Annotated in this window: 25 protein-coding genes; 11 read left to right on the top strand and 14 right to left on the bottom strand. The window is 68.6% G+C overall.

All coding sequences use genetic code 11. The features are described 5' to 3' along the window. Nucleotides 1-77 precede the first annotated feature (77 nt). Nucleotides 78-1,223: an MFS transporter gene (locus ACLJPX_RS36815; protein ID WP_410605077.1), complete on the top strand. Its 1,146-nt coding sequence runs from the start codon at nucleotides 78-80 to the stop codon at nucleotides 1,221-1,223. A 73-nt stretch (nucleotides 1,224-1,296) separates the two neighbouring features. Here ACLJPX_RS36815 and ACLJPX_RS36810 read toward each other — a convergent pair whose 3' ends face one another. Then, nucleotides 1,297-1,668 carry a hypothetical protein gene (locus tag ACLJPX_RS36810; protein ID WP_101611163.1) on the bottom strand — a complete coding sequence of 124 codons (372 nt, stop codon included), beginning with the start codon at nucleotides 1,666-1,668 and terminating at the stop codon, nucleotides 1,297-1,299. Between the two features lie 73 nt (nucleotides 1,669-1,741). Then, nucleotides 1,742-2,932 carry an RtcB family protein gene (locus ACLJPX_RS36805; protein ID WP_410604931.1) on the bottom strand — a complete coding sequence of 397 codons (1,191 nt, stop codon included), beginning with the start codon at nucleotides 2,930-2,932 and terminating at the stop codon, nucleotides 1,742-1,744. Nucleotides 2,933-3,165: 233 nt separating this feature from the next. On the opposite strand from ACLJPX_RS36805, the gene ACLJPX_RS36800 reads away from it, so the two are divergent. Next, on the top strand, nucleotides 3,166-4,674 hold the full coding sequence (locus ACLJPX_RS36800; protein WP_410604930.1) for a M48 family metallopeptidase: 1,509 nt from the start codon (nucleotides 3,166-3,168) through the stop codon (nucleotides 4,672-4,674). Nucleotides 4,675-4,683: 9 nt separating this feature from the next. Then, on the top strand, nucleotides 4,684-5,790 hold the full coding sequence (locus ACLJPX_RS36795; RefSeq protein WP_410604929.1) for a DUF4034 domain-containing protein: 1,107 nt from the start codon (nucleotides 4,684-4,686) through the stop codon (nucleotides 5,788-5,790). Nucleotides 5,791-5,907: 117 nt separating this feature from the next. Here the strand turns inward: ACLJPX_RS36795 and ACLJPX_RS36790 are convergent, their stop codons facing one another. Together ACLJPX_RS36790 and ACLJPX_RS36785 are read right to left on the bottom strand one after the other, a co-directional pair. Continuing rightward, on the bottom strand, nucleotides 5,908-6,945 hold the full coding sequence (locus ACLJPX_RS36790) for an aspartate-semialdehyde dehydrogenase (RefSeq protein WP_410604928.1): 1,038 nt from the start codon (nucleotides 6,943-6,945) through the stop codon (nucleotides 5,908-5,910). Then, nucleotides 6,945-8,210, bottom strand: coding sequence for an aspartate kinase (locus ACLJPX_RS36785; protein ID WP_101611168.1), 1,266 nt, complete (start codon nucleotides 8,208-8,210; stop codon nucleotides 6,945-6,947). Before ACLJPX_RS36785 ends, ACLJPX_RS36790 begins: the two co-directional genes overlap by 1 nt. A gap of 229 nt (nucleotides 8,211-8,439) precedes the next feature. Between ACLJPX_RS36785 and ACLJPX_RS36780 the strand changes: the two genes are divergently transcribed. Continuing rightward, nucleotides 8,440-9,036 carry a nitroreductase family protein gene (locus tag ACLJPX_RS36780; RefSeq protein WP_410604927.1) on the top strand — a complete coding sequence of 199 codons (597 nt, stop codon included), beginning with the start codon at nucleotides 8,440-8,442 and terminating at the stop codon, nucleotides 9,034-9,036. On the opposite strand, the gene ACLJPX_RS36775 is transcribed toward ACLJPX_RS36780, so the two are convergent. Beyond that, nucleotides 8,997-10,466, bottom strand: coding sequence for an MFS transporter (locus ACLJPX_RS36775; protein WP_410604926.1), 1,470 nt, complete (start codon nucleotides 10,464-10,466; stop codon nucleotides 8,997-8,999). The genes ACLJPX_RS36780 and ACLJPX_RS36775 overlap by 40 nt on opposite strands. A 103-nt stretch (nucleotides 10,467-10,569) precedes the next feature. Here ACLJPX_RS36775 and ACLJPX_RS36770 point away from each other — a divergent pair, with 103 nt between their 5' ends. Together ACLJPX_RS36770 and ACLJPX_RS36765 are read left to right on the top strand one after the other, a co-directional pair. Next, nucleotides 10,570-11,409: a helix-turn-helix transcriptional regulator gene (locus ACLJPX_RS36770; RefSeq protein WP_410604925.1), complete on the top strand. Its 840-nt coding sequence runs from the start codon at nucleotides 10,570-10,572 to the stop codon at nucleotides 11,407-11,409. A 9-nt stretch (nucleotides 11,410-11,418) separates the two neighbouring features. After that, nucleotides 11,419-12,012, top strand: a complete 594-nt coding sequence (locus tag ACLJPX_RS36765) for a hypothetical protein (protein ID WP_410604924.1) — start codon at nucleotides 11,419-11,421, stop codon at nucleotides 12,010-12,012. On the opposite strand, the gene ACLJPX_RS36760 is transcribed toward ACLJPX_RS36765, so the two are convergent. Then, nucleotides 12,005-12,898, bottom strand: coding sequence for an ANTAR domain-containing protein (locus tag ACLJPX_RS36760; RefSeq protein WP_410604923.1), 894 nt, complete (start codon nucleotides 12,896-12,898; stop codon nucleotides 12,005-12,007). The two genes, ACLJPX_RS36765 and ACLJPX_RS36760, sit on opposite strands and share 8 nt — an antisense overlap. Before the next feature lie 141 nt (nucleotides 12,899-13,039). Here ACLJPX_RS36760 and ACLJPX_RS36755 point away from each other — a divergent pair, with 141 nt between their 5' ends. Continuing rightward, nucleotides 13,040-13,801 carry an ANTAR domain-containing protein gene (locus ACLJPX_RS36755; protein WP_410604922.1) on the top strand — a complete coding sequence of 254 codons (762 nt, stop codon included), beginning with the start codon at nucleotides 13,040-13,042 and terminating at the stop codon, nucleotides 13,799-13,801. A gap of 1 nt (nucleotide 13,802) precedes the next feature. Here ACLJPX_RS36755 and ACLJPX_RS36750 read toward each other — a convergent pair whose 3' ends face one another. Genes ACLJPX_RS36750 through ACLJPX_RS36740 form a run of 3 tightly spaced genes read right to left on the bottom strand, consistent with a single transcriptional unit; the run spans nucleotide 13,803 to nucleotide 16,644 of the window. Further along, nucleotides 13,803-15,653, bottom strand: coding sequence for a CheR family methyltransferase (locus tag ACLJPX_RS36750; RefSeq protein ID WP_410604921.1), 1,851 nt, complete (start codon nucleotides 15,651-15,653; stop codon nucleotides 13,803-13,805). Further along, nucleotides 15,650-16,255, bottom strand: a complete 606-nt coding sequence (locus tag ACLJPX_RS36745) for a chemotaxis protein CheB (RefSeq protein WP_410604920.1) — start codon at nucleotides 16,253-16,255, stop codon at nucleotides 15,650-15,652. The genes ACLJPX_RS36750 and ACLJPX_RS36745 overlap by 4 nt, the downstream gene beginning before the upstream one ends. 23 nt (nucleotides 16,256-16,278) lie before the next feature. Beyond that, on the bottom strand, nucleotides 16,279-16,644 hold the full coding sequence (locus ACLJPX_RS36740) for a hypothetical protein (protein ID WP_410604919.1): 366 nt from the start codon (nucleotides 16,642-16,644) through the stop codon (nucleotides 16,279-16,281). Between the two features lie 244 nt (nucleotides 16,645-16,888). Here ACLJPX_RS36740 and leuA point away from each other — a divergent pair, with 244 nt between their 5' ends. Further along, nucleotides 16,889-18,646 (top strand): 2-isopropylmalate synthase, encoded by a 1,758-nt coding sequence (gene leuA, locus ACLJPX_RS36735; protein WP_168214433.1) that lies wholly within the window; start codon nucleotides 16,889-16,891, stop codon nucleotides 18,644-18,646. Nucleotides 18,647-18,743: 97 nt separating this feature from the next. Here leuA and ACLJPX_RS36730 read toward each other — a convergent pair whose 3' ends face one another. After that, the gene (locus ACLJPX_RS36730) at nucleotides 18,744-19,370 is read right to left on the bottom strand and encodes a peroxiredoxin-like family protein (RefSeq protein ID WP_410604918.1); all 627 of its coding nucleotides are present in this window, start codon (nucleotides 19,368-19,370) and stop codon (nucleotides 18,744-18,746) included. Nucleotides 19,371-19,428: 58 nt separating this feature from the next. Here ACLJPX_RS36730 and ACLJPX_RS36725 point away from each other — a divergent pair, with 58 nt between their 5' ends. Next, on the top strand, nucleotides 19,429-20,034 hold the full coding sequence (locus ACLJPX_RS36725) for a TetR/AcrR family transcriptional regulator (protein ID WP_410604917.1): 606 nt from the start codon (nucleotides 19,429-19,431) through the stop codon (nucleotides 20,032-20,034). Here the strand turns inward: ACLJPX_RS36725 and ACLJPX_RS36720 are convergent. Further along, nucleotides 19,991-20,929, bottom strand: a complete 939-nt coding sequence (locus ACLJPX_RS36720; protein WP_410604916.1) for a LysR family transcriptional regulator — start codon at nucleotides 20,927-20,929, stop codon at nucleotides 19,991-19,993. The genes ACLJPX_RS36725 and ACLJPX_RS36720 overlap by 44 nt on opposite strands. Nucleotides 20,930-21,016: 87 nt before the next feature. On the opposite strand from ACLJPX_RS36720, the gene ACLJPX_RS36715 reads away from it, so the two are divergent. Then, the gene (locus ACLJPX_RS36715) at nucleotides 21,017-21,940 is read left to right on the top strand and encodes an EamA family transporter (protein WP_410604915.1); all 924 of its coding nucleotides are present in this window, start codon (nucleotides 21,017-21,019) and stop codon (nucleotides 21,938-21,940) included. Here the strand turns inward: ACLJPX_RS36715 and erm are convergent. Further along, nucleotides 21,843-22,589, bottom strand: coding sequence for a 23S ribosomal RNA methyltransferase Erm (gene erm / locus ACLJPX_RS36710; RefSeq protein WP_410604914.1), 747 nt, complete (start codon nucleotides 22,587-22,589; stop codon nucleotides 21,843-21,845). The genes ACLJPX_RS36715 and erm overlap by 98 nt on opposite strands. 181 nt (nucleotides 22,590-22,770) lie before the next feature. Then, on the bottom strand, nucleotides 22,771-23,469 hold the full coding sequence (locus ACLJPX_RS36705) for an SDR family oxidoreductase (RefSeq protein WP_410604913.1): 699 nt from the start codon (nucleotides 23,467-23,469) through the stop codon (nucleotides 22,771-22,773). 87 nt (nucleotides 23,470-23,556) lie between these two features. Between ACLJPX_RS36705 and ACLJPX_RS36700 the strand changes: the two genes are divergently transcribed. Beyond that, nucleotides 23,557-24,120 carry a CGNR zinc finger domain-containing protein gene (locus ACLJPX_RS36700; RefSeq protein WP_410604912.1) on the top strand — a complete coding sequence of 188 codons (564 nt, stop codon included), beginning with the start codon at nucleotides 23,557-23,559 and terminating at the stop codon, nucleotides 24,118-24,120. Here ACLJPX_RS36700 and ACLJPX_RS36695 read toward each other — a convergent pair. Continuing rightward, the gene (locus ACLJPX_RS36695) at nucleotides 24,113-24,754 is read right to left on the bottom strand and encodes an SDR family oxidoreductase (protein WP_410604911.1); all 642 of its coding nucleotides are present in this window, start codon (nucleotides 24,752-24,754) and stop codon (nucleotides 24,113-24,115) included. The genes ACLJPX_RS36700 and ACLJPX_RS36695 overlap by 8 nt on opposite strands. Nucleotides 24,755-24,779: the final 25 nt, after the last annotated feature.

The following is a 24,779-nucleotide window of genomic DNA, read 5'->3' as shown; positions in this document are numbered from 1 at the left end:
CAGGTTAAGTTCTCATCGGACGTATGGCCCTCGCTCCGTACCGTCGTGTGTTAGCCGTGCCCGGGGTTCCCAGCTCGATGATGCTGATGTTCCTGGCCCGGCTCCCGATGACGGCCATGGGCGTGACGATGACGCTCTACGTGGTCAACGACCTCGGCCGCGGCTACGGCGAGGCCGGGCTGGTCGGCGCGGCCACCACGCTCGGCAGCGCGATCGGGGCGCCGCTCGTCGGCCGGTACGTCGACCGCTACGGGCTGCGGCCGGTGGTCGCGATCTGCGGCCTGGCCTCGACGACGTTCTGGATCAGCGCGCCGCATCTGCCCTATCAAATGCTGCTGGCGGTCGCGCTCCCCGCGGGCGTGCTGTCGGTGCCCGCCGGGACGCTCGCGCGGCTGGTGCTCACCGCGCTCGTGCCGCTCGAGCAGCGGCGGGCGGCGTACTCGCTGGACACGATCCTGGTGGAAGCGTCGTTCATGATCGGGCCGTCGGCCGGGATCATGGCGATCACGCAACTGCCCGCGGTCTACGCGCTCACCGGCATCGGGATCTGCTTCGCGCTTTCGGCGACGCTGATCTACCGGCAGAACCCGCCGATCCGCGCCGAGGCCGACGCCGAGGTGCTCACCGGCGAGCGGCCGCCCGTGCGGAGCTGGCTCACCGGACGGCTCGTGATGGCGATGTTCATCGCAGCCGGCGCGCTGTTCTGCCTGGTCGGGATGGAGCTCGCCGCGCTGGCGACGGTGCGCGCGAGCGGCGACATCGCCTGGTCCGGGCTGCTGATCACGTTGATGTGCATCGCTTCCGTGCTCGGCGGGGCGATACACGGGGCCGTCCGGCGGTCGCTTTCGCAGGGCACGCTGATGGTGCTGCTCGCGGTGCTCACGCTGCCGGTCGGGCTGGTCGACCACCCGTGGTGGCTGCTGGCGATCGTGCTCTTCCCGAGCAACGTGCTGTGCGCGCCGACGCTCGCGGCGAGCACCGAGACGGTCAGCGCGGCGGCGCCACCGCGGGTGCGCGGCGAGGCGATGGGGCTGCTGGACGCGGCCAGCCGGATCGGGCTGGCGATCGGGAGCCCGATCATCGGGTATGTGATCGATCACTCCAGCCCGGGCTGGGGATTCGCGGCCTCGGCGATCGGAGCACTGGCGATCGCTTCGCTCGGCCTGTTCTGGCGGCGGTCCCGCACCCCGGCCGCCCCGGTGCCCGCGCTCACCTCCTCCTGACGCGTTTCGTCCTCTGGTTGCGGTGGTTCGAGAGCGAACTACCGCAACCAGAGGACGAATTGCGGAGAGGGGGTTAAGCGCAGACCTTGCGCAGGGCGTCGACCCGGTCGATGTTGCGTTTGGTCCAGTCCGCGATCTTGCCCGCGTCCTGGATGTTCTCCTTCTGGGCCTGCAGGTACGAGTCGGCCATGCCGGTGAGCGCGCCCGCCACGTCCTGCTCGCCGACGCTGGACGCCAGCTCACGCAGGCGCTTCTCCTTGTCCGCGGCCCGCTCCTTGAGCGTCGCCGGGTCCGGATTGAGGTCGGTGAGGCTGAGCGCCTCGGCGCACGCGCCGACCTTCGTCGCGGCCTTGTTCGTCTGATCGATGGCGTTCGTGACCTCGCTGCAGCCGGCCAGCGCTAGTCCGGCGGCCGCCATGAGCGCCGCGATTCCCAACCTCTTCATGAGATCCAGGGTAGCGATTTCGTGGGTGGTACGTCGGGTTCCCCTGACCACCACCCACGAACCGCCCGGTAATTCAGCCCTTCACGCAGACGACCTGCTTCAGATGCGCGACCACCTCGACGAGGTCGGTCTGCGCCTTGATCACCGTTTCGATGTCCTTGTACGCGGCCGGGATCTCGTCCACCACACCGGAGTCCTTGCGGCATTCCACCCCGGCGGTCTGCGCGGCGAGGTCTTCGGCGGTGAACAGCTTCTTGGCCTTGTTCCGCGACATCCGGCGGCCCGCGCCGTGCGACGCGGACTGGAAGGACGACGTGTTCCCGAGACCGCGCACGATGTACGAACCGGTGCCCATGCTGCCCGGGATGATCCCGAGGTCACCCGAACCCGCGCGGATCGCGCCCTTGCGGGTCACCAGCAGTTCGACACCGTCGTAGGTCTCTTCGGCGACGTAGTTGTGGTGGCAGCTGATCGCGTCGTCGAACGTCGTCTGCGGGACGACGTCCTTCAGCGCCTGCTTGACGAGCGCGACCATGGTGGCGCGGTTACGCGCCGCGTAGTCCTGCGCCCAGAACAGGTCGCGCCGGTACGCCTGCATTTCCGGCGTACCCGCGACGAACACCGCGAGGTCCGGATCCGGCAGGTCCGCGTTGTGCGGCAGCTTCCGCGCGACGGCCATGTGCCGTTCGGCGAGTTCCTTGCCGATGTTGCGCGAACCCGAATGCAGCATCAGCCAGACGCGGCCTTCGTCGTCGCCGTCCTGTTCGAGGCAGACCTCGATGAAGTGGTTGCCACCACCGAGGCTCCCGATCTGACGGGCGGCGCGGTCGTGCAGGTCCTGGACGCCGGTGTGCAAATCGCCGAAGGACTTCCAGAACGCGTCCCAGCCACCGACACCGTGCACCTTCGCCGGGTTCACCGGGGTCTTGTGCAGGCCGAAGCCGACCGGGACGGCCGACTCGATCCGGCGGCGGAGCTTCAGCAGGTCGTCGGGCAGATCGGCGGCGGTGAGCGAGGTCCGCACCGCGCTCATCCCGCAGCCGATGTCCACGCCGACGGCGGCCGGGGACACGGCGTCGCGCATCGCGATCACGCTGCCGACGGTCGCACCCTTGCCGTAGTGGACGTCGGGCATGACCGCGACGCCGTGCACCCACGGCAGGTTGGCGACGTTGTGCAGCTGTCGCATGGCTTGGTCCTCGACCGACGTGGGGTCGGCCCACATCCGGATCGGAACCCGCGAGCCTTCGACCGCCGTGTACATGACTTTCCCTTCGTGGAAAACGTTTTGTCACCCTTGAGGATGCACGGGCCGGACGAACCGGACAAGGCAATTACCGCCATCCACAGTGGACTGTCACGTGCGTTTGCGTGGGCTGATGTTCATCGCGAAGTCGTAGATCGTGTTCGAAAAGTGCTCGGCTCTTACTGCCGCTTCGGGCACAATGAGCGCTCGGTGTCGGGGGTACACCAACTCTGGGGAAGGTCCGTTTCACAGTGAAGTCTTTACGTGGGCTGCTCGCTGCCGTCCTGCTGGCGGGATTCCCGCTGCTCGTGCTGGCGTTCGTGGGCGGGATCGTGACGCTCGAGGTGCTGGCGCTGCGCCACAACGTTTTCGCGGCGGTGAAGCTCGGCATCGTCACCGTCCCGGTCGGCTGGATCCTGCTCAAGACCCTGCTCACGGTCGAGCGGGCGACCGGCGACGACCTGCCCGGCGTCGCGGTGACACCGGAGGACCAGCCCGCGCTCTGGGCGCTGGTCCGGGAGCTGGCGGACGAGGCGGGCACCCGGCCGCCGGACGAGATCTATCTCGACGCGGACGTCAACGCCGCGGTCACCGAGCGGACCTCGTGGCTCGGGCTGCGGGTGCTGCGCCGCCGGATGATCATCGGGGTCCCGCTGATCATGGGCCTGCGCCAGGACCAGTTCCGGGCGGTGCTCGCGCATGAGCTGGGCCACTACGGCAACAAGGACACGCGGTTCTCCGCGCTGACCTATCGCGGGCGCAAATCCATCGCGAGAGTCGTCAGTGGCCTCGGCCGCGAAGGCTACTTCGAGCGCTTCGTCGGCTGGCTCTTCAAGCAGTACGCGAAGCTGTACTTCGTCGTCTCGATGAGTGTCTGCCGAGCGCAGGAACTCGCGGCCGACGCCGTCTCCGCGCGGCTCGCCGGGACCGACGCGGCGACCTCGGCCCTGCGTGAGATCGAAGCGCTGGCCGTCACCTGGCGGTTCTTCATGAACAACTACGCCGCCATCGGCTGGGACGCGGGCTACCTCCCGGACCGGTTCGGCGAGGGCTACCGCGCGCTGCTCACCGACCCGAAAAGGGCGGAGCAGATGGAGGAGATGCGGCGGAACCCGCCGGAGGACAAGACCTCGCGGTGGGACACGCACCCGGCGACCCGGGACCGCGTCGCGACGCTCGAGGCCGGGGCCCGGATCCCGGTCCGCCCCGGCGGCGAGCATCCGGCAGCCGACCTGCTGACCAGCGCCGAGAAGATGCTCGACAGGGCGCTGTTCACCGTCTTCTCCGACGAGGCGCTCGCGATGCGGCGGACCGACTGGCAGTCCTTGGTCGCCATCGGCCGCCGTCACGTCGCGGCCGAAGCGGCCGCCGAGATTCTGGGCGAACGCACCCTGGACATGGCGCTGGACCTGCTCGACGCGGGCAGGCATGAGGAACTCGCCGACCCCGCCGACACCGCTGCGAAGCCGCCCGCCGGTGCCGGGCCCCGCGCCCGCCGGGAGTTCGCCGCCGTCTCCGTCCGCAGGCGGGTGGGGATCGTGGTCCACGCGGCCCTCACCGACGTCGGCGTGGCGCGATGGTCGCTTTCGTGGTCCGGACCGGCGCCGTTCACCGTGGACGAGCCGCTGGACGAGCGGCTGCCGTCCGCGCTCGACAAGGCCACCGCCGCCGAAGCCGACACCGCGCCGCTGCGCGCGCTGCTGACGGCCGCCGGGGTGTCCGCCGGCTACCGGCCGTCTCCCATTCTTGTTCGTTCCTAAGGAGTTTCAATGCTTTGGCTGCTCAAATCCCGTGAACGCAAGGCCGTCTTCGCGATGATGAAGGAGGCGAAACGACGCGGCGTCGAGATCGACGAACTCAAGAACGTGCTGACGCCGGAAGAGTTCGCCGCGCTCTTGCCGCAGGAGAAGCCCAAGTTCAAGGGCAGGATCCCGGACGTCACGCGCTGGGGGCTCCCGGCCGACGGCGAGGTGTCGACCAAGGAGTACTGGACCGACGAAGAAGTGCTCGCTGTTCAGGAGTCGACCGCGCGGGGCGAATGGGAAGGCGCCGCCGCACTGCTCGCGTCGACCTGGGGGAACTGGGACCGCCGCAACCTGGTGAACGGCGCGCTCGGCGAGGCCGCCGCGCAGGACGACGAATGGCTGCGGGCGTGGCGCAAGGCCCGCCCCGGCGACCCGGGCGCCGCGCTCGTCAACGCGGAATCGCTGGTGCACGTGGCGTGGGAGGTGCGCAGCGGCCTGCAGGCGAAACACGTCACCGAGGAGCAGTTCGCCGCGTTCTTCCGGGTGCTGGAGCAGGCCGAGGAGGCCGTGCGCGAAGCGTCCGCGCTCGCCCCCGAGGACCCGACGCCGTGGGTGACCGCGCTCGCGATCGCGATGGGACGGCAGTACGAGAACGACCAGTACCTGGAGATCTGGGCGGAGCTCGCCGAACGCGACCCTCAGCACCGCGGGGCACACACGCGGGCACTGCAGTACTGGTGCGCGAAGTGGTTCGGCTCGAACGAGCGGATGTGGGAGTTCGCCGAGACCGCCGCGGCGAAGTCGCCGAAGCTGGCTCCGCTGCTACTGATCGCCGCGCACGAATCCGAGTTCCAGGACACTCCCGCGTGGCGTGACCCGCGGGTCGCCGGCGCGCTCGACGGGATCGTGGCCTGGCTGAACGGCGAAGGGCGCGATCACCCGGCGACGCGCGGAGACCGGGCGTACGCGGCGAAGGCGCTCGTGGAGAACGGGCGCTTCGACGAGGCCGTCGAGCAGTTCCGGTTCTTGGGGACCCGGGCCGACAGCGGGGTGTGGACCTACAGCGGGGACGCGCGGGGCGAGTTCCTGGCGACGCGGTACGCGGCCTGCGCCGGGGCTACGAAGCCCTGACCACCCTCGCGCGCGTTTAGTCCTCTAGTTGCGGTTGGTCTTCCGGTCGCGCGTGCTATGAAAGGCCCGTTACTTGCAAAATTTGCAAGTAACGGGCCTTTCATAGCGTTCGGTACGTCAGGAGTTCGCGATCAGTTCCGCGATCTGTACCGCGTTGAGCGCCGCGCCCTTCCGCAGGTTGTCGTTCGACAGGAACAACGCCAGACCGCGACCGCCGTCGACGCCCGGGTCCGTCCGCAGTCGCCCGACGTAGGACGGGTCCTGGCCCGCGGCCTGCAGCGGGGTCGGGATCTCGGACAGCTCCACGCCGGGGGCGCCGGTCAGCAGTTCGGTCGCGCGGGCGACCGAAAGCGCCTGCGAGAACTCCGCGTTGATCGAGATCGAGTGCCCCGAGAACACCGGCACCCGCACACAGGTGCAGGAAACGCGCAGCTCCGGGATGCTCAGGATCTTGCGGCTCTCGTTGCGGAACTTCTTCTCTTCGTCCGTCTCGAACAAGCCGTCGTCCACAATGGACCCGGCGAGCGGGAGGACATTGTGCGCGATGGTCCGCGCGTACTTCTTCGGCTCGGGGAAGGTCACCGCCGCGCCGTCGTGGGTCAGCGCGCCCGCGTTCGGCGCCGCCGCGGCGAGCTGGCCTTCCAGTTCCTCGACACCGGCGAGCCCGCTGCCGGACACCGCCTGGTAGGTGCTGGCGACCAGCCGTACCAGTCCGGCTTCGGCGTGCAGCGGCTTGAGCACCGGCATCGCGGCCATCGTGGTGCAGTTGGGGTTCGCGATGATCCCCTTGCGCGCTTCCTTGATCGCCTCCGGGTTGACCTCGCTGACGACCAGCGGGACCTCGGGGTCCATCCGCCAGGCCGACGAGTTGTCGATCACCGTCGCGCCCGCCGCGGCGAACCGCTCCGCCTGCGCCTTGGAGGTCGAGCCACCGGCGGAGAACAGCGCGATGTCCAAACCGGACGGATCGGCGGTCGTCGCGTCCTCGATGACGATTTCCTGATCCTGCCAAGAAAGCTTGGAACCGGCGGACCGCGCCGAAGCGAAGTACCGCATCTCGGCGACCGGGAAACCCCGTTCGGCCAGCAGACGGCGCATGACCGCGCCGACCTGGCCGGTCGCCCCGACGACCCCTACCCGCAAACCGTTCGACATCAGCGACCACTCCCCGCGTAGACGACGGCTTCTTCGTCGCCGCCGAGTTCGAATGCCTCGTGGATCGCTCGCACCGCGTCGTCGAGCTGCGAGTCCCGGATCAGTACCGAGATCCGGATCTCCGAGGTGTTGATGATTTCGATGTTCACGCCCGACTGCGCGAGCGCCTCGCAGAACGTCGCCGTGACACCGGGGTGCGAACGCATCCCCGCGCCGACGAGCGACACCTTGCCGACGTGGTCGTCGTAGAGGACCGACTCGAAGCCGATCTCGTCCTTGATCTTCTCCAGCGACTGCACGGCCTTGGCACCGTTGGCCTTCGACAGCGTGAAGGTGATGTCGGTGCGGCCGGACGACGTGCTGGACACGTTCTGCAGCACCATGTCGATGTCGATCTCGTTGTCGGCGATCACCCGGAAGATCCTGGCCGCGGCACCGGCGGTGTCGGGCACGCCGGTCACCGTGATCTTGGCTTCGGAGCGGTCGTGCGCCACACCGGTGATCAACGCTTGTTCCACGGGGATCTCCTCGATAGAACCGGTCACCGTGGTGCCCGGCTTGTCACTGTAGGAAGAACGGACTCGGATCGGGACGCCGTAGCGGCGCGCGTACTCCACCGAGCGCAGGTGCAGGATCTTCGAGCCGCTCGCGGCCAGCTCCAGCATCTCCTCGTAGGCGATGGTGTCGAGCTTGCGGGCGTCGGGCACGACGCGGGGATCGGCGGTGTACACACCGTCCACATCGGAATAGATCTCGCAGACGTCGGCGTTCAGCGCCGCGGCCAGTGCGACGGCGGTGGTGTCCGAACCGCCGCGGCCGAGGGTGGTGATGTCCTTGGTGTCCTGCGACACGCCCTGGAACCCCGCCACCAGCGCGATGTAGCCCTGGTCGAGGGCTTCCGTCACGCGGCTGGGGCTGACATCGATGATCCGCGCGTTGCCGTGCACCGACGTCGTCACCACCCCTGCCTGCGAACCGGTGAACGACCACGCCTCCGCGCCCTGCGCGGAGATCGCCATGGCGACGAGCGAGTTCGAGATGCGCTCACCCGCGGTGAGCAGCATGTCCATCTCACGCTCCGGCGGGGCCGGGTTGACCTGCTGAGCCAGGTCGAGCAGCTCGTCCGTCGTGTCGCCCATGGCGGAGCAGACGACGACGACGTCGTTGCCCGCCTTCTTGGTGGCGACGATGCGTTCCGCGACGCGTTTGATCCGGTCGGCACTTTCCAGCGACGAACCGCCGTACTTCTGGACCACGAGGGCCACGCCCGAACCTCCTCGACGGGCCGGGCGGCTCCATGGTGGGCACCGAAGGAGCCCCCGCGTCCCTTATTTGAGCGAAAGCCTACCGGGGACACGCACGCCCGCCACCGTCGTAAGTGGGCCTGACCACTACTTCGAGGACTTCTCGAAGTAAATCTTCCTTAACACCAACGAAATAGTCGGAGGGCTTTCACTTTAGTGACGGAGAGCACCCCCTTGTTAAGGTCCGGCGGTGCACAAGCCCGCCGAAACAAGTACCCCGATCGCGTCGATCATGGCCGCCAGGTGGAGTCCTCGCGCCTACGACGAGGCCGCCGTCGTCACCGAAGACCAGCTCCGCGCACTGCTCGAGGCGGCCCGCTGGGCACCGTCCTTCGGCAACACCCAGCCCGCCCGCTACCTGGTCGGCCTGCGGGGCACGCCGTCGTTCGACCGGATCCTCTCGACGCTCAACTCGGGCAACCGCGACTGGGCCCATCGCGCCGGTCTGCTGCTGATCGGCGTGATGGTGACCACGAACGACAAGGGCGACGTCCCGTACGCCGAGTACGGACTGGGTCTCGCGAGCGAGAACCTCGTGCTCCAGGCCGTCGAACTCGGCCTGATCGCGCACCAGATGGCGGGCTTCTCCGCCGAAGCGGCGAAGGACTTCTTCGGGCTCCCCGACGACGTCGTCCCGAAGGTCGCCATCGCCGTCGGCTCCCCCGCCGACCCGTCGGTACTCGAAGAGGACTGGCGGATCGAGCGCGAGAAGGCGCCACGTGAGCGGGTCTCGCTGGCGGAATTCGCCTACACCGACACCTGGGGTGCGAGCGCTTTCTCCGAGTGAGGGAGCCATCGCAGAGCGAGACCTCCCAGCGCGACGTGCAGCAGGCTCAGCACCGCGACGGCGGTGTGCAGGCCCGAGACGAAGGCCTCCTTCGCGTCAGTGGCGGCGGCGGGCGCGATACCGGGCAGCTGGAGGGTTCCGTCGAGGGTGGGCGCGAGATCCGGACCGGCCAGGCGGAACACCAGCGCGGCGAGTGACCCCATGAGCGCGATCCCCAGCGCGTTGCCGATCTCGTTGCCGGTTTCGGCGATGGCGCCCGCCGCTCCGGCCCGTTCGGCGGGCACCGCGGCGACGGCCGTGTCGGCCACGACGCTGAACGAGATGCCGTAGCCGACACCGGCGACCACCGTCGAAGCGACGTACCAGCCCACCCCGCCCGTGACGCCGGTCATGAGCAGAAGCGCCAGCCCTGCGGCGATGGAGAAGTGGCAGCCGACCAGCGCCGCGCGCTTGCCGATCCGCTCGACCAGAGCCGGGGTGACCACGCACATGATCGTGAGGACGGCCGCCCCGGGCAGCGCCAGGAGCGCCGCGTGCAGGACGGGCAGCCCCAGCACGGACTGCAGGTGGATCCCGGACAGGTACGCGGCCGCCGACCAGGCCGCCAGCGGCAGGAATCCGGTGACGATCGCGATCGTGAAGACACGGTCGCGGAACAGGGAGAAGTCGATGAGCGGATGGTCGAGACCTCGCTGACGCCGGGCGAACCACACCAGCAGCAGGGCGCCTGCGATTCCCGCGGAGACCGCGACGGCGGACAGGCCGTCGGCCGCCACGTGCTTGATCCCGTAGATCGCGAGCAGGAGACCGGCGGCGGAGAGCACCACGCTCAGCGTGTCGACGCGCCCCTTCCCGGTGGCCCGCACCTCGCGGAGCAGCACCGGCGCGAACAATAGGAACACCGCGATCACCGGCAGGTTGACCAGGAAGACCGAACCCCACCAGAACCGCTCCAGCAGGACCCCGCCGACGACCGGCCCGATCGCGAAACCGGCGGCGAACGCGGCCGCGAAGACACCGATGGCCTGCGCGCGTCGCCGCGGATCGGGGAACAGTTCGCTCAACACCGCCAGCGCCGAAGGCAGCAGAGTCGCGCCTGCCAGCCCCATCAGCGCGCGGAACGCGATCAGCAGCTCCGGGCCCGGGGCGAACGCCGCGGCGGTCGAGGCCGCACCGAAGACGGCGGAACCGATCATCAGCAGCTTCAGGCGGCCGTACCGGTCGCCGAGGTTGCCGAACGCGATCAGCAGCGAGCCGACCGCGAAGCCGTAGACGTCCAGGATCCACAACGCCTGGTCGGCCGTCGGGGCGAGCGCCTGGCTGATCCTGGGCATCGCGAGGAACAGGATCGACCCGTCCATGGAAACCAGGAACACCGGGCAGAGGATCACCAGCAGGCCGAACCAGGCCCGGGTGTGCGGTCGTGTCATGCCCTCGACGCTGCACCGGCTTCGGGCGGGCAGCCATCCCCGTGCCGTGGGTACACCCAGCGGGTACACCCACGCGGCCGCGCGAAAACCTAGGCTCGGGGTCATGGAAAGCCTCGGCGTTTACCTCAAGAGCCGTCGTGACCGGGTGACTCCCGCCGAGATCGGCCTGCGCACCTACGGCACCTCCCGCCGCGTGCCCGGACTGCGCCGCGAGGAACTCGCCCAGCTCGCCGGAGTGAGCGCCGGGTACTACACGCGGCTCGAACAGGGTCTGGCCGAGACCGCTTCACGGCAGGTGCTCGACGCGCTCGCCCGCGCGCTCCGGCTCGACGACGTCGAGACCGGTCACCTGCACAACCTCGCCCGGCAGGCCGCGCTGCCGAAGTTGACCGACCCCGGTCCGGAGGACCCGCACCCCCGGGTCCTCGCGCTGCTGGAGAACCTCGGCGAGGCCGTGCCCGCGCTCGTTTTCGGCCGTCGCGGCGACGTCCTCGCGTGGAACCACGCCGGGCACACGCTCATGGCCGAGCACCTCGACTTCGACGCGCCGGGCGATCCGGACCGGCGGCCGTCCCTCCCGCGCCTGTTCTTCCTCGACCCGCTCACCCGCGACCTGCACCGCAACCGCGCCGAACTCGCGCCCATCCACGTCGCCTACCTGCGGCTCACCGCCGGCCGCTACCCCACGGACGCCCGTCTCGCCGGGCTCATCGGCGAACTTTCGATGCGCAGCGACGAGTTCGCGACGCTCTGGGCGACCGGTGACGTCGCCGACTGCACCGTCGGCGCCATGCACCTCCAGCACCCCACGGTCGGTGCGGTGAGCGTCGACTACCAGGTGTGGCTCCAGCCCGACAGCCCCGACCACCGGCTCGAGATCTACACGCCGAAGGACCCGGGCTCCGCCGACGCGCTGAAGATCCTGACCCAATTCGATCGCTAATCTGGGGTCATGGGGGCTTTACGCAGTCTCGTCCGCAACGAATCACGCACGATGAAAGGCCTCTGGCTGTATGTGAGAGGCCTCAAAGACGGAGTCACCGAGGACGCCGTGGCGGTGCCGTACGGCTCCGACGGCAAACCGATCTTCATCGTTCTCGCCGTGGTGAGCGCCTTCGAAGCGGGTCTTTTCTGGCTACTCGACTTCGGCCTGGTCGTCGACCTGCTGCTGCTCGTTCTGGGCGTGTACTCGGCACTACTGGTCTTCGGCGTCTACGCGGGCACCGTGGTAAGGCCTCACGTGATTTCTTCGTATGAAGTGCGAGTGCGCTACAGCTCGTTCTACGACGTGAGAATTCCGAGGGAGAACATCGTCGGCCTGCGGCATTCGAAGGAAAGCCACGATCCCGCCAAGGCCAAGGCGTTCCGCGACGGAACCTGGCTCAGCCATGACAATTCCTACGAGACGAATCTGGTCGCGGAGCTACGCGAGCCGATCACGGTGACCAGGCCGTTGGGGAAGACCGAGACCGTCCGTGTCGTGAAGTTCACCGCGGACGACCCGAAGGCCGCCGTCGAGGCATACGAACGTCTCGCGGTCAGCTGAGCCGGTACGTCCTGGCCACGATGGCACGGGCGAGTTCGGTGACGGTCTCGTTCCGGGCGAAGGCGTGGGCGCGGATGAGCGCCAGGGCGTCGGCCGCCGAGCAGTCGTGGTTGGCCATCACCACCCCGGTGGCCTGGTGTGTCACGACGCAGACGTCGACGTCGCCGAACAGGGGATGCACCGGCAAGCCGTCGTCACCGTCGAGCCGGATACCCGGGTCCAACGCGGTGCCGGTCAGCGCTCCGGCGAGGACCTCCAGCGACCGGGCCACCTCGGCGTCCGGTGCGGGCTCGGACCGGTACGCGGTGAGGCTGCCCATCGGCACCCCGTCCAGGCCCAGCGGCGCCGAAACCACCGCCCGGACCCCGATTTCCCGCACCGCGGGCCCGAACTGCGGCCACCGGCTCACGAGTTCCGGTTCGCCGCAGACCCCCGGTTTCAGGGGCGTTCCCCGGGAAGGTCCTTCGCCGAGGCTGTATTCGAGGTCGTGCGCCCTGGCGGCGATGGGATCGGACACCACGACCGACGCCTCGCTCCCGTCCGTGACGAACAAGGCCACCGCCAGACTCCGGATGCCGGACGTCTCGGCGGCCGCCGTCATGAACGCCGGGGGCAGGACGGCCGACTCCTGCGGCCGGTCCGCCCAGCGCCCGACGGCGTCGAGGTAGCCGGTGTGCAGATCCGCCGCTGCCCGGTGCTTGTGTTCGGTGGCGCGGTGCAGTTCCGCCATCCGCATGTGGAAGGGCCGCATCGACGCGGAAGCCGTCTCCGTCAGGCATTCGTGCCGCCGGGCCACTGCCGCCGCGCGATCCGCCCGCCCGCGCTCGGTTTCGATCAGCCTGCGCAGGGCCGGGGGGTCGTATCGACCACCGGTGCCGTCCCACATGGGCTGAGCGTACGCCCGCGCCGGGCGCGCCGAAGTGACCCGAACGGCTGAGCCATTACGGGTTTCCCCTCGTCATGCGGAGGACTAGCGTTGATTACCCAGCGCTCTCGACACTGCAAGTCCGCAGGAGGCCGGATTCTCATGCAGGATCGCGAAAGATGGGTCGCCGACACGTTGGTGGAGCTGGCCGACACCTTGGCACCCGCGCTCGACCCGAAGGATTATTGGCTCTGTGTGGCGAACCGCTACGCACAGCTGATCGCCTCGTCAGCCGTCCGGCTGGCCGCGGCCGGCGACCGCGCCGACCGGCCGATCGTGGTGTGCACCGACGAACGGCTCGAACTTCCGCCGCTCGGTGACGTCCTCGCCGAAGAGGGCCCTGGCATCGACTGTCATGACGACGACGAGCCGGTCGTCAACGTACCCCTCGACGGGGCGGAAGCACGCTGGAACCGGCTGGCCCCGGCCGCCCTCGAACTCGGCTTCCGATCGGTGCACGCGTTCCCGATCAGCCGACGCGAAAACGTCCTCGGCGAGGTCACGATCCTGACCACGGAAGCCTCGTCACTGCCGGTGGCCGACCTGCGGATCGCGATCGCCTTCGCCGACGCGGCGGCGATCGGCATGCTCAACCACCGCGCGATCGCCGGCCTGACCAGGACCTCCGAGCAACTGCAGGGAGCGCTGGCCAGCCGGGTGATCATCGAGCAGGCGAAGGGCCTGGTCTCCGCCCGGCTGGAAATCGACCCGACCGACGCGTTCCTCGTGTTACGTCACTACGCGCGCAGCCACAACCGCCGGATCAGCGACCTTTGCGAACAACTGGTCAACCGCCGCATGACGGTGGCCGATCTCGTGGGTTCGGTCCCCAAACGCGCGCTGCGACCGAGTACCAGGCGCTGACTCAGCCTGCCGGTCGCTTTTCCGTCATCAAGACGACTCCGCCGCCCGGACCGCTCAACGGCGAGCAACTGACCGAAGCGAGCAGCGGCCTGCCTTTCCGGTCCACCGCGTCGATCTCGACCTGGGCGGCCCGCTGCCCGGTCTCGTTGCAGAGTTCGACGACGTCGCGGAACCCGGCTGTCGGCAGGCCGAAGTCGAGGGCGAAGAACCCCTCCAGGTAGACCTCGCCGGCCCGCAGGCCCCACAGTTCCTCGGCGCCGCGATTCCAGCTGCGTACCCGGAGGTCGCCGTCCAGTACGACCACCCCGGCCTCGACGCTGGACAGCACGCCTTCGAAGAACATGCGCGTCTCGTCGAGTTCCGCGGTGCGGATGCGCATCTCCTCGTTCATCGTCTCGAGTTCCTCGTTGCCCGACTGGAGTTCCTCGTTGGTGGTCTCGAGTTCCTCGTTCGTGGACTGGAGTTCCTCGTTCGTCGTCTCGAGCTCCTCGATGCTCGACTGGAGCTCTTCGTTGACCGTTTCGAGTTCGGCGTTGGTCGATTGGAGCTCCGCGTAAGCCGTGGCCAGGTCCTCCTGCACGCGCTTCACCTCGTGCTGCAGCCTGGTGGCCTCGGTGGTGTCGACGAACGTGATCGCCACACCGATGTCCTCACCTTCGATGGTGAGGAGAGGCCGGACGATGATGTCGAAGTACTGCGTCTCCTCGCCGTTCTTCTGCCGTCGCACGGAATCGACCCGGACACTGCGGCGATCACTGTGCGCCTGGTCGATGACGGAGCGGAGCTCGATCGGCCGGTACGAGATCTCCAGATCATGGAACGGCCTGCCCACGTCGTGGGAGGAAAGCCCGAACTGCAACCTCGCCGAGCCGTTGATCAGGGCGACCGTGCCGTCGCGTTCGACGCCCAGTACCGAATCCGGCGAAGACGCCAAGGCCAGTTCGCTCACGTGACGCCTTCGATTCGCGTCCCGCACTCCCGCTCCGGCCCGGACGTCGAAGCGCGGGGCCCGCACGGTGGTACCCCCCGTCCGCAGTTTGAACACCCTGTTCCGGATATCCGCGACGTCGAACCGGACACCGTCGGAAAGCAGCATTTCGGCCTTTCCGAGCAACAGGTGGCCACCTTCGTTGAGCGCGAAATGGAAGCGTTCGATGATCTTCGCCTGGGCTTCGACGTTGAAATACATCAAGGTGTTGCGGCAGGCGAGCAGGTCGACGCGGGAAATGGGGGCGTCGCGCGTGATGTCGTGCCTGCCGAAGATCACCCGGCGGCGGAGGTCGCGCCGGAAAGCGAACAGATTTCCACTCGGCTCGAAATACTTCACCCGCAAATCTTCGGGCAGCCGCTCCAGCACCCTCGAGGAATACAGGCCCGTCCTCGCTTCACGCAGGGCTTCTTCGTCGACGTCGGTCCCGTAGATCTTGACCCGCTGGGTGCTCTCCTCGATGCCGAGGTGCTCCGCGAAGATCATCGCGAGGGAGTAGGCCTCCTCGCCACTCGAACAGCCCGCGCTCCAGATCCGGATCTCGTCGGTGGCGGCCACCTTCGCGACGAGTTCGGGCACGACGGTCTTCTGCAGGAAGGTCCAGGCTTCGGGATCCCGGAAGAAGCTGGTGACGTTGATCAGGATGGTGTTGAAGAGTTCCGGGAACTCTTCGGCGTTGAGCTCCAGGAAATCCCGGTACTCGGCGTACCCGGCGATCTTCACGGTCTGCATCCGCTTTTGGATCCGGCGGGCCAGCGAAGTCCGTTTGTAGCCGGTGAAATCGAAACCGCGGGAATCCCTGATGAAGGTCAGTAAGACCTCGAGTTCCTCACCGTGGTCGACTTCGCCTTCCGGCGTGCTCATAACGTCCTCGTTCCCTCGACCAGACCGACGAGCGCACCGGCGATTTGGTCCAGCGGGAGCACCAGATCGACCGATACGGACTTCGTCACGGCCTGGGGCATGCCCTTGAATTCGGCGGTCTCCGGATCTTCGGAGACAACGGTACCGCCCCGTGACTTCACCATTCCGGCCCCCGCCGCGCCATCGGAACCCGTCCCGGTCAGCACACAGACGAGCGCGGACGGGCCGTAAACCGCGGCGACGGATTCGAAGAGCAGATCAGCCGACGGCCGGACGAACTTCACCCTGTCCACCGTGGACAGACTGAGCCTGCCACCGGGATTCACCAGCAGATGACGGTCCGGCGGCGCGAGGTGGACGACGCCCGGACCGATGACGTCGTCGGGCTCGGCCAGCTTGATCCTCAGCCCGGACCGGCGGTCGAGGATGTCGGCGAGGATGGTGTCGTGGCGCGGATCGAGGTGCTGGACGATGACCAAGGGCACGGGGAAACCGGCGGGCAGGGCGCCGAGCACCTCGAGCAGTGCCTTGACTCCGCCCGCCGAAGATCCGATGGCGACGATCTCGTATGCCGCCGCCTGCAGACGGCTGGAGCCGAGCATCTTCCGATCGTAGTGGCCCGAGGCTAGGCGGAACCGCCGATGCGCCGGATGATCTTGGCGAGAATGCCGGTGACCACCATCCAGAAGACCGCGGCGATGCCGTAGTTGATCAGCACCCGGAGCTTGGCGTCCTCGGGCATGAAGAGGTCCTTGAAGCCCAGCAGCAGCCCGTCGGCCCAGCCGCGGACGAACGACACGATGCCGTTGTCGGCGTTCGCCTCGCCGATCACGAAGACGACGTGCAGCACCAGGATCGCGGCGAAGATCAGGCCGACCCAGCGGACGACGCTCGCCAGTATCCCGGCCGCACGACCGCCGCCCGCTCGCCAGTCGACCTTGCGCCGGGTCTTCTGATCAGCGGTTTCCTTCTCTTCAGCGTGCTCGCCCATGCCGGGCAGTGTGGCACGCCGCCTGGTCCGATTGCTACCCGCGAGTAACCCGAATGGGCGCCACTCTGGTCACGGTTAGATCGCGGCCCGGGTTTCCTTTCGGGAGATCTCGCGGTTAAGGTGGCGTCGTGGCTCGAGCTCTCCTGCTTCGCTGCCGCGACGGGGCCTGATCTGACCGGCTCCCCGTCGCGGGGCTTCGTGGTGCCGGTCGTCGCACCCGATTCTTCAGGAGAACCGTCCCCTCATGAGCATCCGTAAGCCCACGCGCCCGGCCCCTTCCGAGCAGGCCCCGTGGAACACCCAGCGCGGCACTTCGATGCCCGTCCATCGCTATCGTCCCTGGTCCGAGCTGGTCGAGGACATCGACCTGCCCGACCGCACCTGGCCGGACAAGCGCATCGACACCGCGCCGCTGTGGTGCGCGGTCGACCTGCGTGACGGCAACCAGGCCCTGATCGACCCGATGTCTCCCGCGCGCAAGCGCAAGTTCTTCGACCTGCTGGTCCGCATGGGCTACAAGGAGATCGAGGTCGGCTTCCCGGCGGCTTCGCAGACCGACTTCGACTTCGTCCGCGAGATCATCGACGAAGGCGCCATCCCGGACGACGTCAGCATCCAGGTACTGACCCAGTGCCGTCCCGAGCTGATCGAGCGCACCTTCAAGGCGCTCGAAGGGGCGCCGCGCGCGATCGTCCACATCTACAACTCGACGTCGATCCTGCAGCGCCGCGTGGTGTTCCGCGAGGAGCGCATCGGCATCACGAAGATCGCTTCGCAGGCGGCCGAGCTGGTCGTCGACTACGCGGCGAAGCAGCCGGACACCGACTTCCGCTTCCAGTACTCGCCGGAGTCCTACACCGGCACCGAGCTGTCCTACGCGCTCGAGGTCTGCAACACGGTCACCGAGATCTGGCAGCCGACGCCGGAGAAGCCGGTCATCCTGAACCTGCCCGCCACCGTCGAGATGGCTTCGCCGAACATCTACGCCGACTCGATCGAGTGGATGCACCGCAACCTGGAGCGCCGTGATTCGGTGATCCTGTCGCTGCACCCGCACAACGACCGCGGCACCGGTATCGCCGCCGCCGAACTGGGCTTCCAGGCCGGCGCGGACCGGATCGAAGGCTGCCTGTTCGGCAACGGCGAGCGCACCGGCAACGTCGACCTGGTCGCGCTGGGCATGAACCTCTACAGCCAGGGCGTCGACCCGCAGATCGACTTCTCCGACATGGACGAGATCAAGCGGACCGTCGAATACTGCAACCAGCTGCCGGTGCACGAACGCAGCCCGTGGGCGGGCGACCTGGTGTTCACCGCGTTCTCCGGCAGCCACCAGGACGCGATCAACAAGGGTCTCGACGCGATGAAGGCCGCCGCCGACAAGGCGGGGACGCCGGTCGACGAGCACCCGTGGGAGGTCCCGTACCTGCCGATCGACCCGAAGGACATCGGCCGCAACTACGAGGCCGTGATCCGGGTGAACTCGCAGTCCGGCAAGGGCGGCGTCGCCTACATCATGAAGGCCGAGCACCAGCTCGACCTGCCGCGGCGCCTGCAGATCGAGTTCTCGAAGGTCGTCCAGCGCCACACCGACACCGAGGGCGGCGAGGTCGACCCGACCACGATGTGGAACGCGTTCTCGGCCGAGTACCTGGAGCTGAAGACGCCGCTGGAGCTGGTGCGCCAGCACGTCAGGGACAACGGCGACGGCGAGTACGACATCACCGCCACCGTGCGGGTCGAGGGTGACGAGCACGAGGTCACCGGACGCGGGAACGGCCCGATCGCGGCCTTCTTCGACTCGCTGTCGACGGTCGGGTTCGACCTGCGGCTGCTGGACTACAGCGAGCACACGCTCTCGCCGGGCGACGACGCGCGGGCGGCTTCGTACATCGAGTGCGCGATTTCCGACCGGGTGTACTGGGGCATCGGGATCGACCCGTCGATCGTGACCGCCTCGCTGCGGGCCGTCGTCTCGGCGGTGAACCGGGCGAACCGCTAGCGCTCAGCCGAAGGGGCCCTTCACCGCATGCGATGCGGTGAAGGGCCCCTTCGCTGCATCTGATGCGGGGAAGGGCCCCGACCGGAGTGAGCTGCTCCTACAGAGCCTTCACCGCGGCCAGGATGTCGGCCGGGTCGGTGCGGGTGGTGTAGTCCGGGTGGACGTCGATGAACCGGATGACGCCTTCGCGGTCCACGACCAGGACGGTCGGATACGGCAGCTCCCACTCCGCCGCCCCGTTGATCTTCTCGACGTCGCCGATGAGCGTGTCGAAAGCCGGCTTCGTCTCCGGGGCCAGCCGGAACGTGATGCCGAGCGCGCGCCCGAGTTCGTTGTCCACATCGGACAGAACGGTGAATTCGAGATCCTTCGTGGACAACGAGTCGTCCGGGAGCTGCGGGCTGACCGCGATCAGCTTCACCCCCAGGCTCTCCAACTCCGGCAAGACTTCCTGCTGATACGTGCGCAGCGCCAGATTGCAGTACGGGCACCACGCGCCGCGGTAGAACACCACGACGGCCGGTCCGTCCTTGACCGGCGCCCTGCCGCCGCTCGCGTCCGGCAGCGTGAGATCCGGCATCGCCGTCCCCGGCTTCGCGGCCGTCTCCGCGACCTTCCCGACGAACGTCGCGTGGTCGGCCTTGAGCACCTCCGCGATCTCGGCCGGAACCTGGCTCGCGACGGAGCCTCGCAGCTCGGCGAGGTCGGTGTTGAGATCCCCCATCATCAGCTCCCTGGGTTGTACTGATCGGTACAGTGCAGCCGACTGTACTATCCGGTACATGGATGGTCAACCGGCGAAAACACCTCGTGGACGGCTGACGCGGGACGCGATCGTCGACGCGGCGGCGGAGCTGATGTACGTCAACGGCGTCGCCGGGACGAGCGTCGACAAGGTGCTCGCGGCGAGCGGGGCCGGGAAATCGCAGATGTACCACTACTTCAAGAACAAGGAACAGCTCGTCGAAGCGGTCATCGCGCGCTTCCTGGAGAACATCCTCGGCAACCAGCCGACGATCTTCGCGCTGCACAGCTGGGCCGATTTCGAGCAGTGGTCACAGGAGATCCTCGCCATCCAGGCCACCCCCAAGGGGCCGATCGCCTGCCCGCTCGGCAACCTCGCCGGCGAACTCGGGGACGACCCGAAGATCGCGCCGCTGCTGGACAAGGCGTACCGCGAGTGGGAGTCACATCTCGAAAGCGGCCTGAAATCCTTGCGGGATCAGGGAAAACTCGCCGAAGACGCCGACCCGGCGAGACTCGCCCAGACAGCGATGGCGTGCGTCCAGGGCGGGCTGCTGATGGCCCACCTGCGCCACGACGTCACCCCGATCGAGGACGCGCTCAAACTCGCGCTGGACCACCTGCGGAGTCACGCTCGCCCGTGAGCGCGGCGACCTCGTCCGCGAGCGCGTCGAGGATCTTCGCCACGGCGGGCCGCGAAGACGCGCCGAGCCGGCAGACAGCCTCCACGTGCCGCGCCGCCTTGATCCCGGCCAGCGGACGGCAGACCAGGCCGCTGCCCCGCCGGGTGTCCATGGTGTACCGGGGCAGCAGCGCGATTCCGTGCCCGGCGGCGACGAGCCGTTCGGTGATGCGGAAGTCGTTGATGCGCTGGACGACCTGCGGGCGGACGCCGGTGCGGATGATCAGCGACTGGAGGATGTCGTCCACCGGGAATCCGGCGTTGACGCTGATCCAGCGTTCGTCGGCCAGTTCGGCGAGTTCGATGCGGCGCCGTTTGGCCAGCCGATGCCCGACAGGAAGCGCGACGTCGAGCGGTTCGCGCAGCAGGTGCCGCGTCTCCAGTCGTTCCGAGCCGAGCGACGGCGCGTGCTCGTCCCGGTGCGCCACCACGATGTCGTAATCCGCGACGAGCCCGGGGACCTCCGGCGGCGTCATGTCGACGTCACGCACGATGACGTCCAGCCCTTCGAATTCCGCCGTCCGGCGCAGCAGGCCGGGGAGCAGCATCAACCCGGCCGACTGGAAGATCGCCACCCGGACCCGGCCGCGCGGGGCCCGGCGGTAAGTGTCCAATTCGGACTCCGCGCGGTCGAGCGCGGCGAGCACGTCGTCCGCGCGGGCGACCAGCGCGCGGCCGGCGTCGGTCAGCCGGAGGCCACGACCGGCCGGTTCCGTCAGCGCGAGCCCGACGTCGCTCTGCAGGGCGCGGAGTTGCTGGGAGACCGCGGACGGCGTGCAGTGCAGCGCCTTCGCGGCCGCCGTCACGCTGCCGCGATCGGCGAACTCCCGCAGGGTCCGCAACCGGCCGATGTCCATGCCGCCAGCATATGTGAAGCGAAACTGAACGGTCACTGAAAATATTAGCGCTTGTCCTTCACGATATGCCCCCGTAAGAGTGAAGGCATGCCCGCTCGCGACCGTTTGCTCGCCCTGCTCGTCGTCGTCCTCTGGGGCTGCAACTTCCTCGCCATCCACGCCACCCTCGGGCAGTTCCCTCCCGTCTTCGCCGGCGGGCTGCGCTTCGCGGTCATCGCGATCCCGACCATCCTGTTCGTGCCGTGGCCGAAGGTGAAGATCCGCCACCTGCTCGGCTACGGGCTCGGCTTCGGCACCGGCCAGTTCGCGTTCCTCTTCATCGCGATGGACACCGGCATGCCGACCGGCCTCGCGTCGCTGGTGCTGCAGGCTTCGGCCCCGTTCACCGTCCTGCTCGGCGCCGTCTTCCTGCGGGAACGTGTCTCCGGACGGCAACTGGCCGGGATCTTGCTCGCCGTCGCCGGGATGGCGACGATCGCCTGGCAGCAGGCCGGGAACGCCGCCCTGCTGCCGGTGATCCTGACCCTGCTCGGCGCGCTGAGCTGGGCCTTCGGGAACTTGAGCACGCGGCAGGCGGCACCGGACAACCCACTGAACTTCGTCCTCTGGATGTCCGTGGTGCCCCCGCTGCCGATGTTCGCGCTGTCGCTGGCGATGGAAGGCCCGGCGGAGATCGGCCACTCGCTGAGCACGCTCGGCACCCCCACCGGGCTGATCGGCCTCGGCGGTCTCGCCTACGTCGTGGTGTTCGGCACGATCATCGGCTCCGGGATCTGGACGTCGCTGATGCGCCGCAACCCGGCGGGCGTGGTCGCGCCGTTCTCCCTGCTGGTGCCGGTGGTCGGGCTGTCGATGGCGTTCCTCGTGCTCGACGAGCGGCCGACGCTGCTCGAAGTCGTCGCGGCGGCCGTCGTCATCGGCGGGGTGCTGTTCGGTTCGACCAAGCGCCGCGCGCGCGAGCCGGACTTCCTCGCCGAAGCCGAAACGCCTCAGCCCACTGGCGTGCGGTGAGCCTCTTGGGCAGCGCGCCCGACGCGATTTCCCTGCCGTTCCCGGTGAACACCCGCCGTACGAAGTCCTGGTAGCGCGCACGATCCGCGTCGTCGACGAGCGGACGCTCGCGGCGGGTCATGGTCAGCAGGCCGCCGTCGACGCCGGGCCGGGGACGGAACGCCGCCGCGGGGACCCGTCCGGCCAGCTGGAAGTCGAACCACGGCCACCACTGCGCGGTCATCATGGTCGCGCCGCCGACCCCCGCCCGGCGGCGCGCCACCTCCCACTGCACGAGCAGCACGGCGTCGGTCCAGCCAGGCGCGGCGAGGACATGGCGAAGCGTCGCGGTGGTCAGATGGAACGGCAGGTTGCCGACCAGGACGTAAGACGTCTTCGGCAGAGGGAACCGCAGGAAGTCCGCGGTGACGATCTCCGTGGACGGCCGGACGCGTCCCGCCAGCCGGGCGGCACGGCGGGCGTCGATTTCGACGCCCGTCAGCGGCCTGCCGAGCCGTTCCAGTGGCAGGGTGAGCGCGCCGTCGCCGGTGCCGAATTCGATGATCGGCCCGTCGGTTCCGGCGACGAGCTTCACGACGGTTTCGACGGTGTTCAGGTCGATGAGGAAGTTCTGGCCGAGCTCATGACGGCCAGGACGATGTGTGCGCAAGGGATCTCCGCGGCTTCGAGGTGAGCCGGGCAGCCTGGAGCAGGCCCGGCGATGACTCGCTCGGGCGGCGGTTCCTTGCTGGACGCGTGGATCCGCCGCTAGGCGCGGCGGGTCCTGGTGAAGGCGGAAGCACACATGGCGGCGAAGCTACCTGGGCGGGAGTGCTTCCGCCAACGGTTTTCTACGCGCCGATCCGGCTGGTGCCGAGGTGTTCGACCGGCCCGGACAGCGCGCCCTTCACCCGGCGGGTGACGTCGTCGGTGAGCACCTCGGTCTCGCCCTTTTCGAGGCCGTCGACGACCTGGCGGGCGACGTCGCGCGGGTCGTTCTTCTCGACCTCGAGGCCCTGGGTCATGTCGGTGTCGGTGTAGCCGAGGTGGACGCCGACGACCTGCGTTCCCTGCTCGGCGAACTCGATCCGGAGCGAGTTGGTGATCGACCAGAACGCGGCTTTCGACGCGCCGTACGAACCAGAACCGGCGGCCCACGACAGGACGGAGTGGACGTTGACCAGCGCGCCACCGTCCTTGAGCTGCGGCGCAAACGCTTGTGCGATGCGCAGCGCGCCGAAGACGTTCGTCTCGAAGACCGGACGGTGCGCGTCGACGTGTTCGGTCAGCAGCGAGCCGAGGCCGAGGACGCCGGCGTTGTTGAAGACGATCGTGGCGTCGCCCGCCTTCTCGGTCAGCGCGCGGACGGACTCCGCGTCGGTGACGTCGAGCGGGAGCGGGGCGATCCGCGGATCGGTCTCCTCGCGCGGTGTCCTCGCGGTCGCGTAGACCTTGGCGGCGCCGCGGTCGAGCAGTTCGGTGACGAACGCCTTGCCGAGCCCGCGCTGCCCGCCGGTGACCAGGACGACGGCACCCTCGATGGAGGTCATGACTTGCTCCCTTGACAGAAGTGTTCGGCTTTTACCTCTGTCGTCAGCATGGAGGCGCGCGCCGACAGAGTCAAGTACGCTTGACCTATGTCATGGACCGCGACGGACCGGTACCGGTTGCGCACCGCCCCCTCGGGGCTGGCGCTCGTTCAGGACTTCCTCAACACGAAGGCGATCAAGACGCACGGCCTCGACCTGCTGGGCGACGCCGACTTGGCGCGGCCCTGGGTCGGCGAAGCGCTGGCGGAATGGTCGCGGACCCGGGACGCGGACGTACCCGAGATCACGCTGGACTCAGGTGACCTTCGCGCGCTCCGGGACCTGCGGGAGTCGTTCGTTTCGCTCTTGGACGGCGACGACGCGGCCGTCGAGAAGCCGATCAAGGCCGACCTGGCGCTGAGGGACGGCGTCGTCCGGCTGTTCCCGTCCGGCACCGGACGGCACTGGCTCGCGTCGGCACTGTGGACGGAGACGCTGCTCGCGCAGCAGTCCGGGATCTGGCCGCGGCTGAAACTGTGCCGCCTCGACGGCTGCCGTTCGGCCTTCTACGACGTCTCGCGCAACAACAGCGGGGTCTGGCACGACGTGAAGACCTGCGGGAACGTCGCGAACCTGCGGGCGTCGCGGGAGCGGAAGAAAGCGCTCAGCTGAACGACGACAGCGCCGACGGGATCGGGATGTCGCCGCCGATGACGTCGAACCCCTGGTTCTCGGCCAGCGGTTCCTCGAGGGTCGCGACCATGACGGCGGCGACGTCGGCGCGGGAGACCCGGCCCGGTTCGAGGTGACCGGCGATCTTGACGTGCCCGGTGGGCGGATCGTCGGTGAGCGTGCCGGGACGGACGATCGTCCAGTTCAGGCTGGAGCGGCGGAGGATGCTGTCGGAGATCTGCTTCGCCATCAGGATCGAGCGCACCAGGCGATCGCCCTGATCCGGCGAATCCGCGAACTGCGCGGAAAGCTGCACGAACCGCGCGACGCCCGCCTTCTCGGCCGCGCGGATCGCGGTGATCACGCCGTCGCGGTCGACCAGGTCGACCGAAGCCTGATCCGGATCGGGCGCGCCGATCGCGCTGATCACCACCTCGGAACCGGCGAGGGCCTCGACGAGGTCGTCCGCGTCGGCGGTGACGTCCGCGACCACGGTTTCGGCGCCGAGCCCGGCGACCTCCTCGGCCCGGCGACGGCTGCGCAAGCCCGCCCGCACCTGATGTCCCCGCCCCCGCAGAAGCCGGACCACGTGAATCCCCGTCCGCCCCGACGCACCCAGCACTGTGACCCGCATGACACCGAGTCTGCCTGATGGCGGC

Origin of the sequence: Amycolatopsis sp. lyj-90, from assembly GCF_046549035.1 — a bacterium.
Classification (GTDB): Bacteria; Actinomycetota; Actinomycetes; order Mycobacteriales; family Pseudonocardiaceae; genus Amycolatopsis.
The sequence above is the reverse complement of the archived record's forward strand: the minus strand, read 5'-3'. Positions and strand labels throughout refer to the sequence as shown.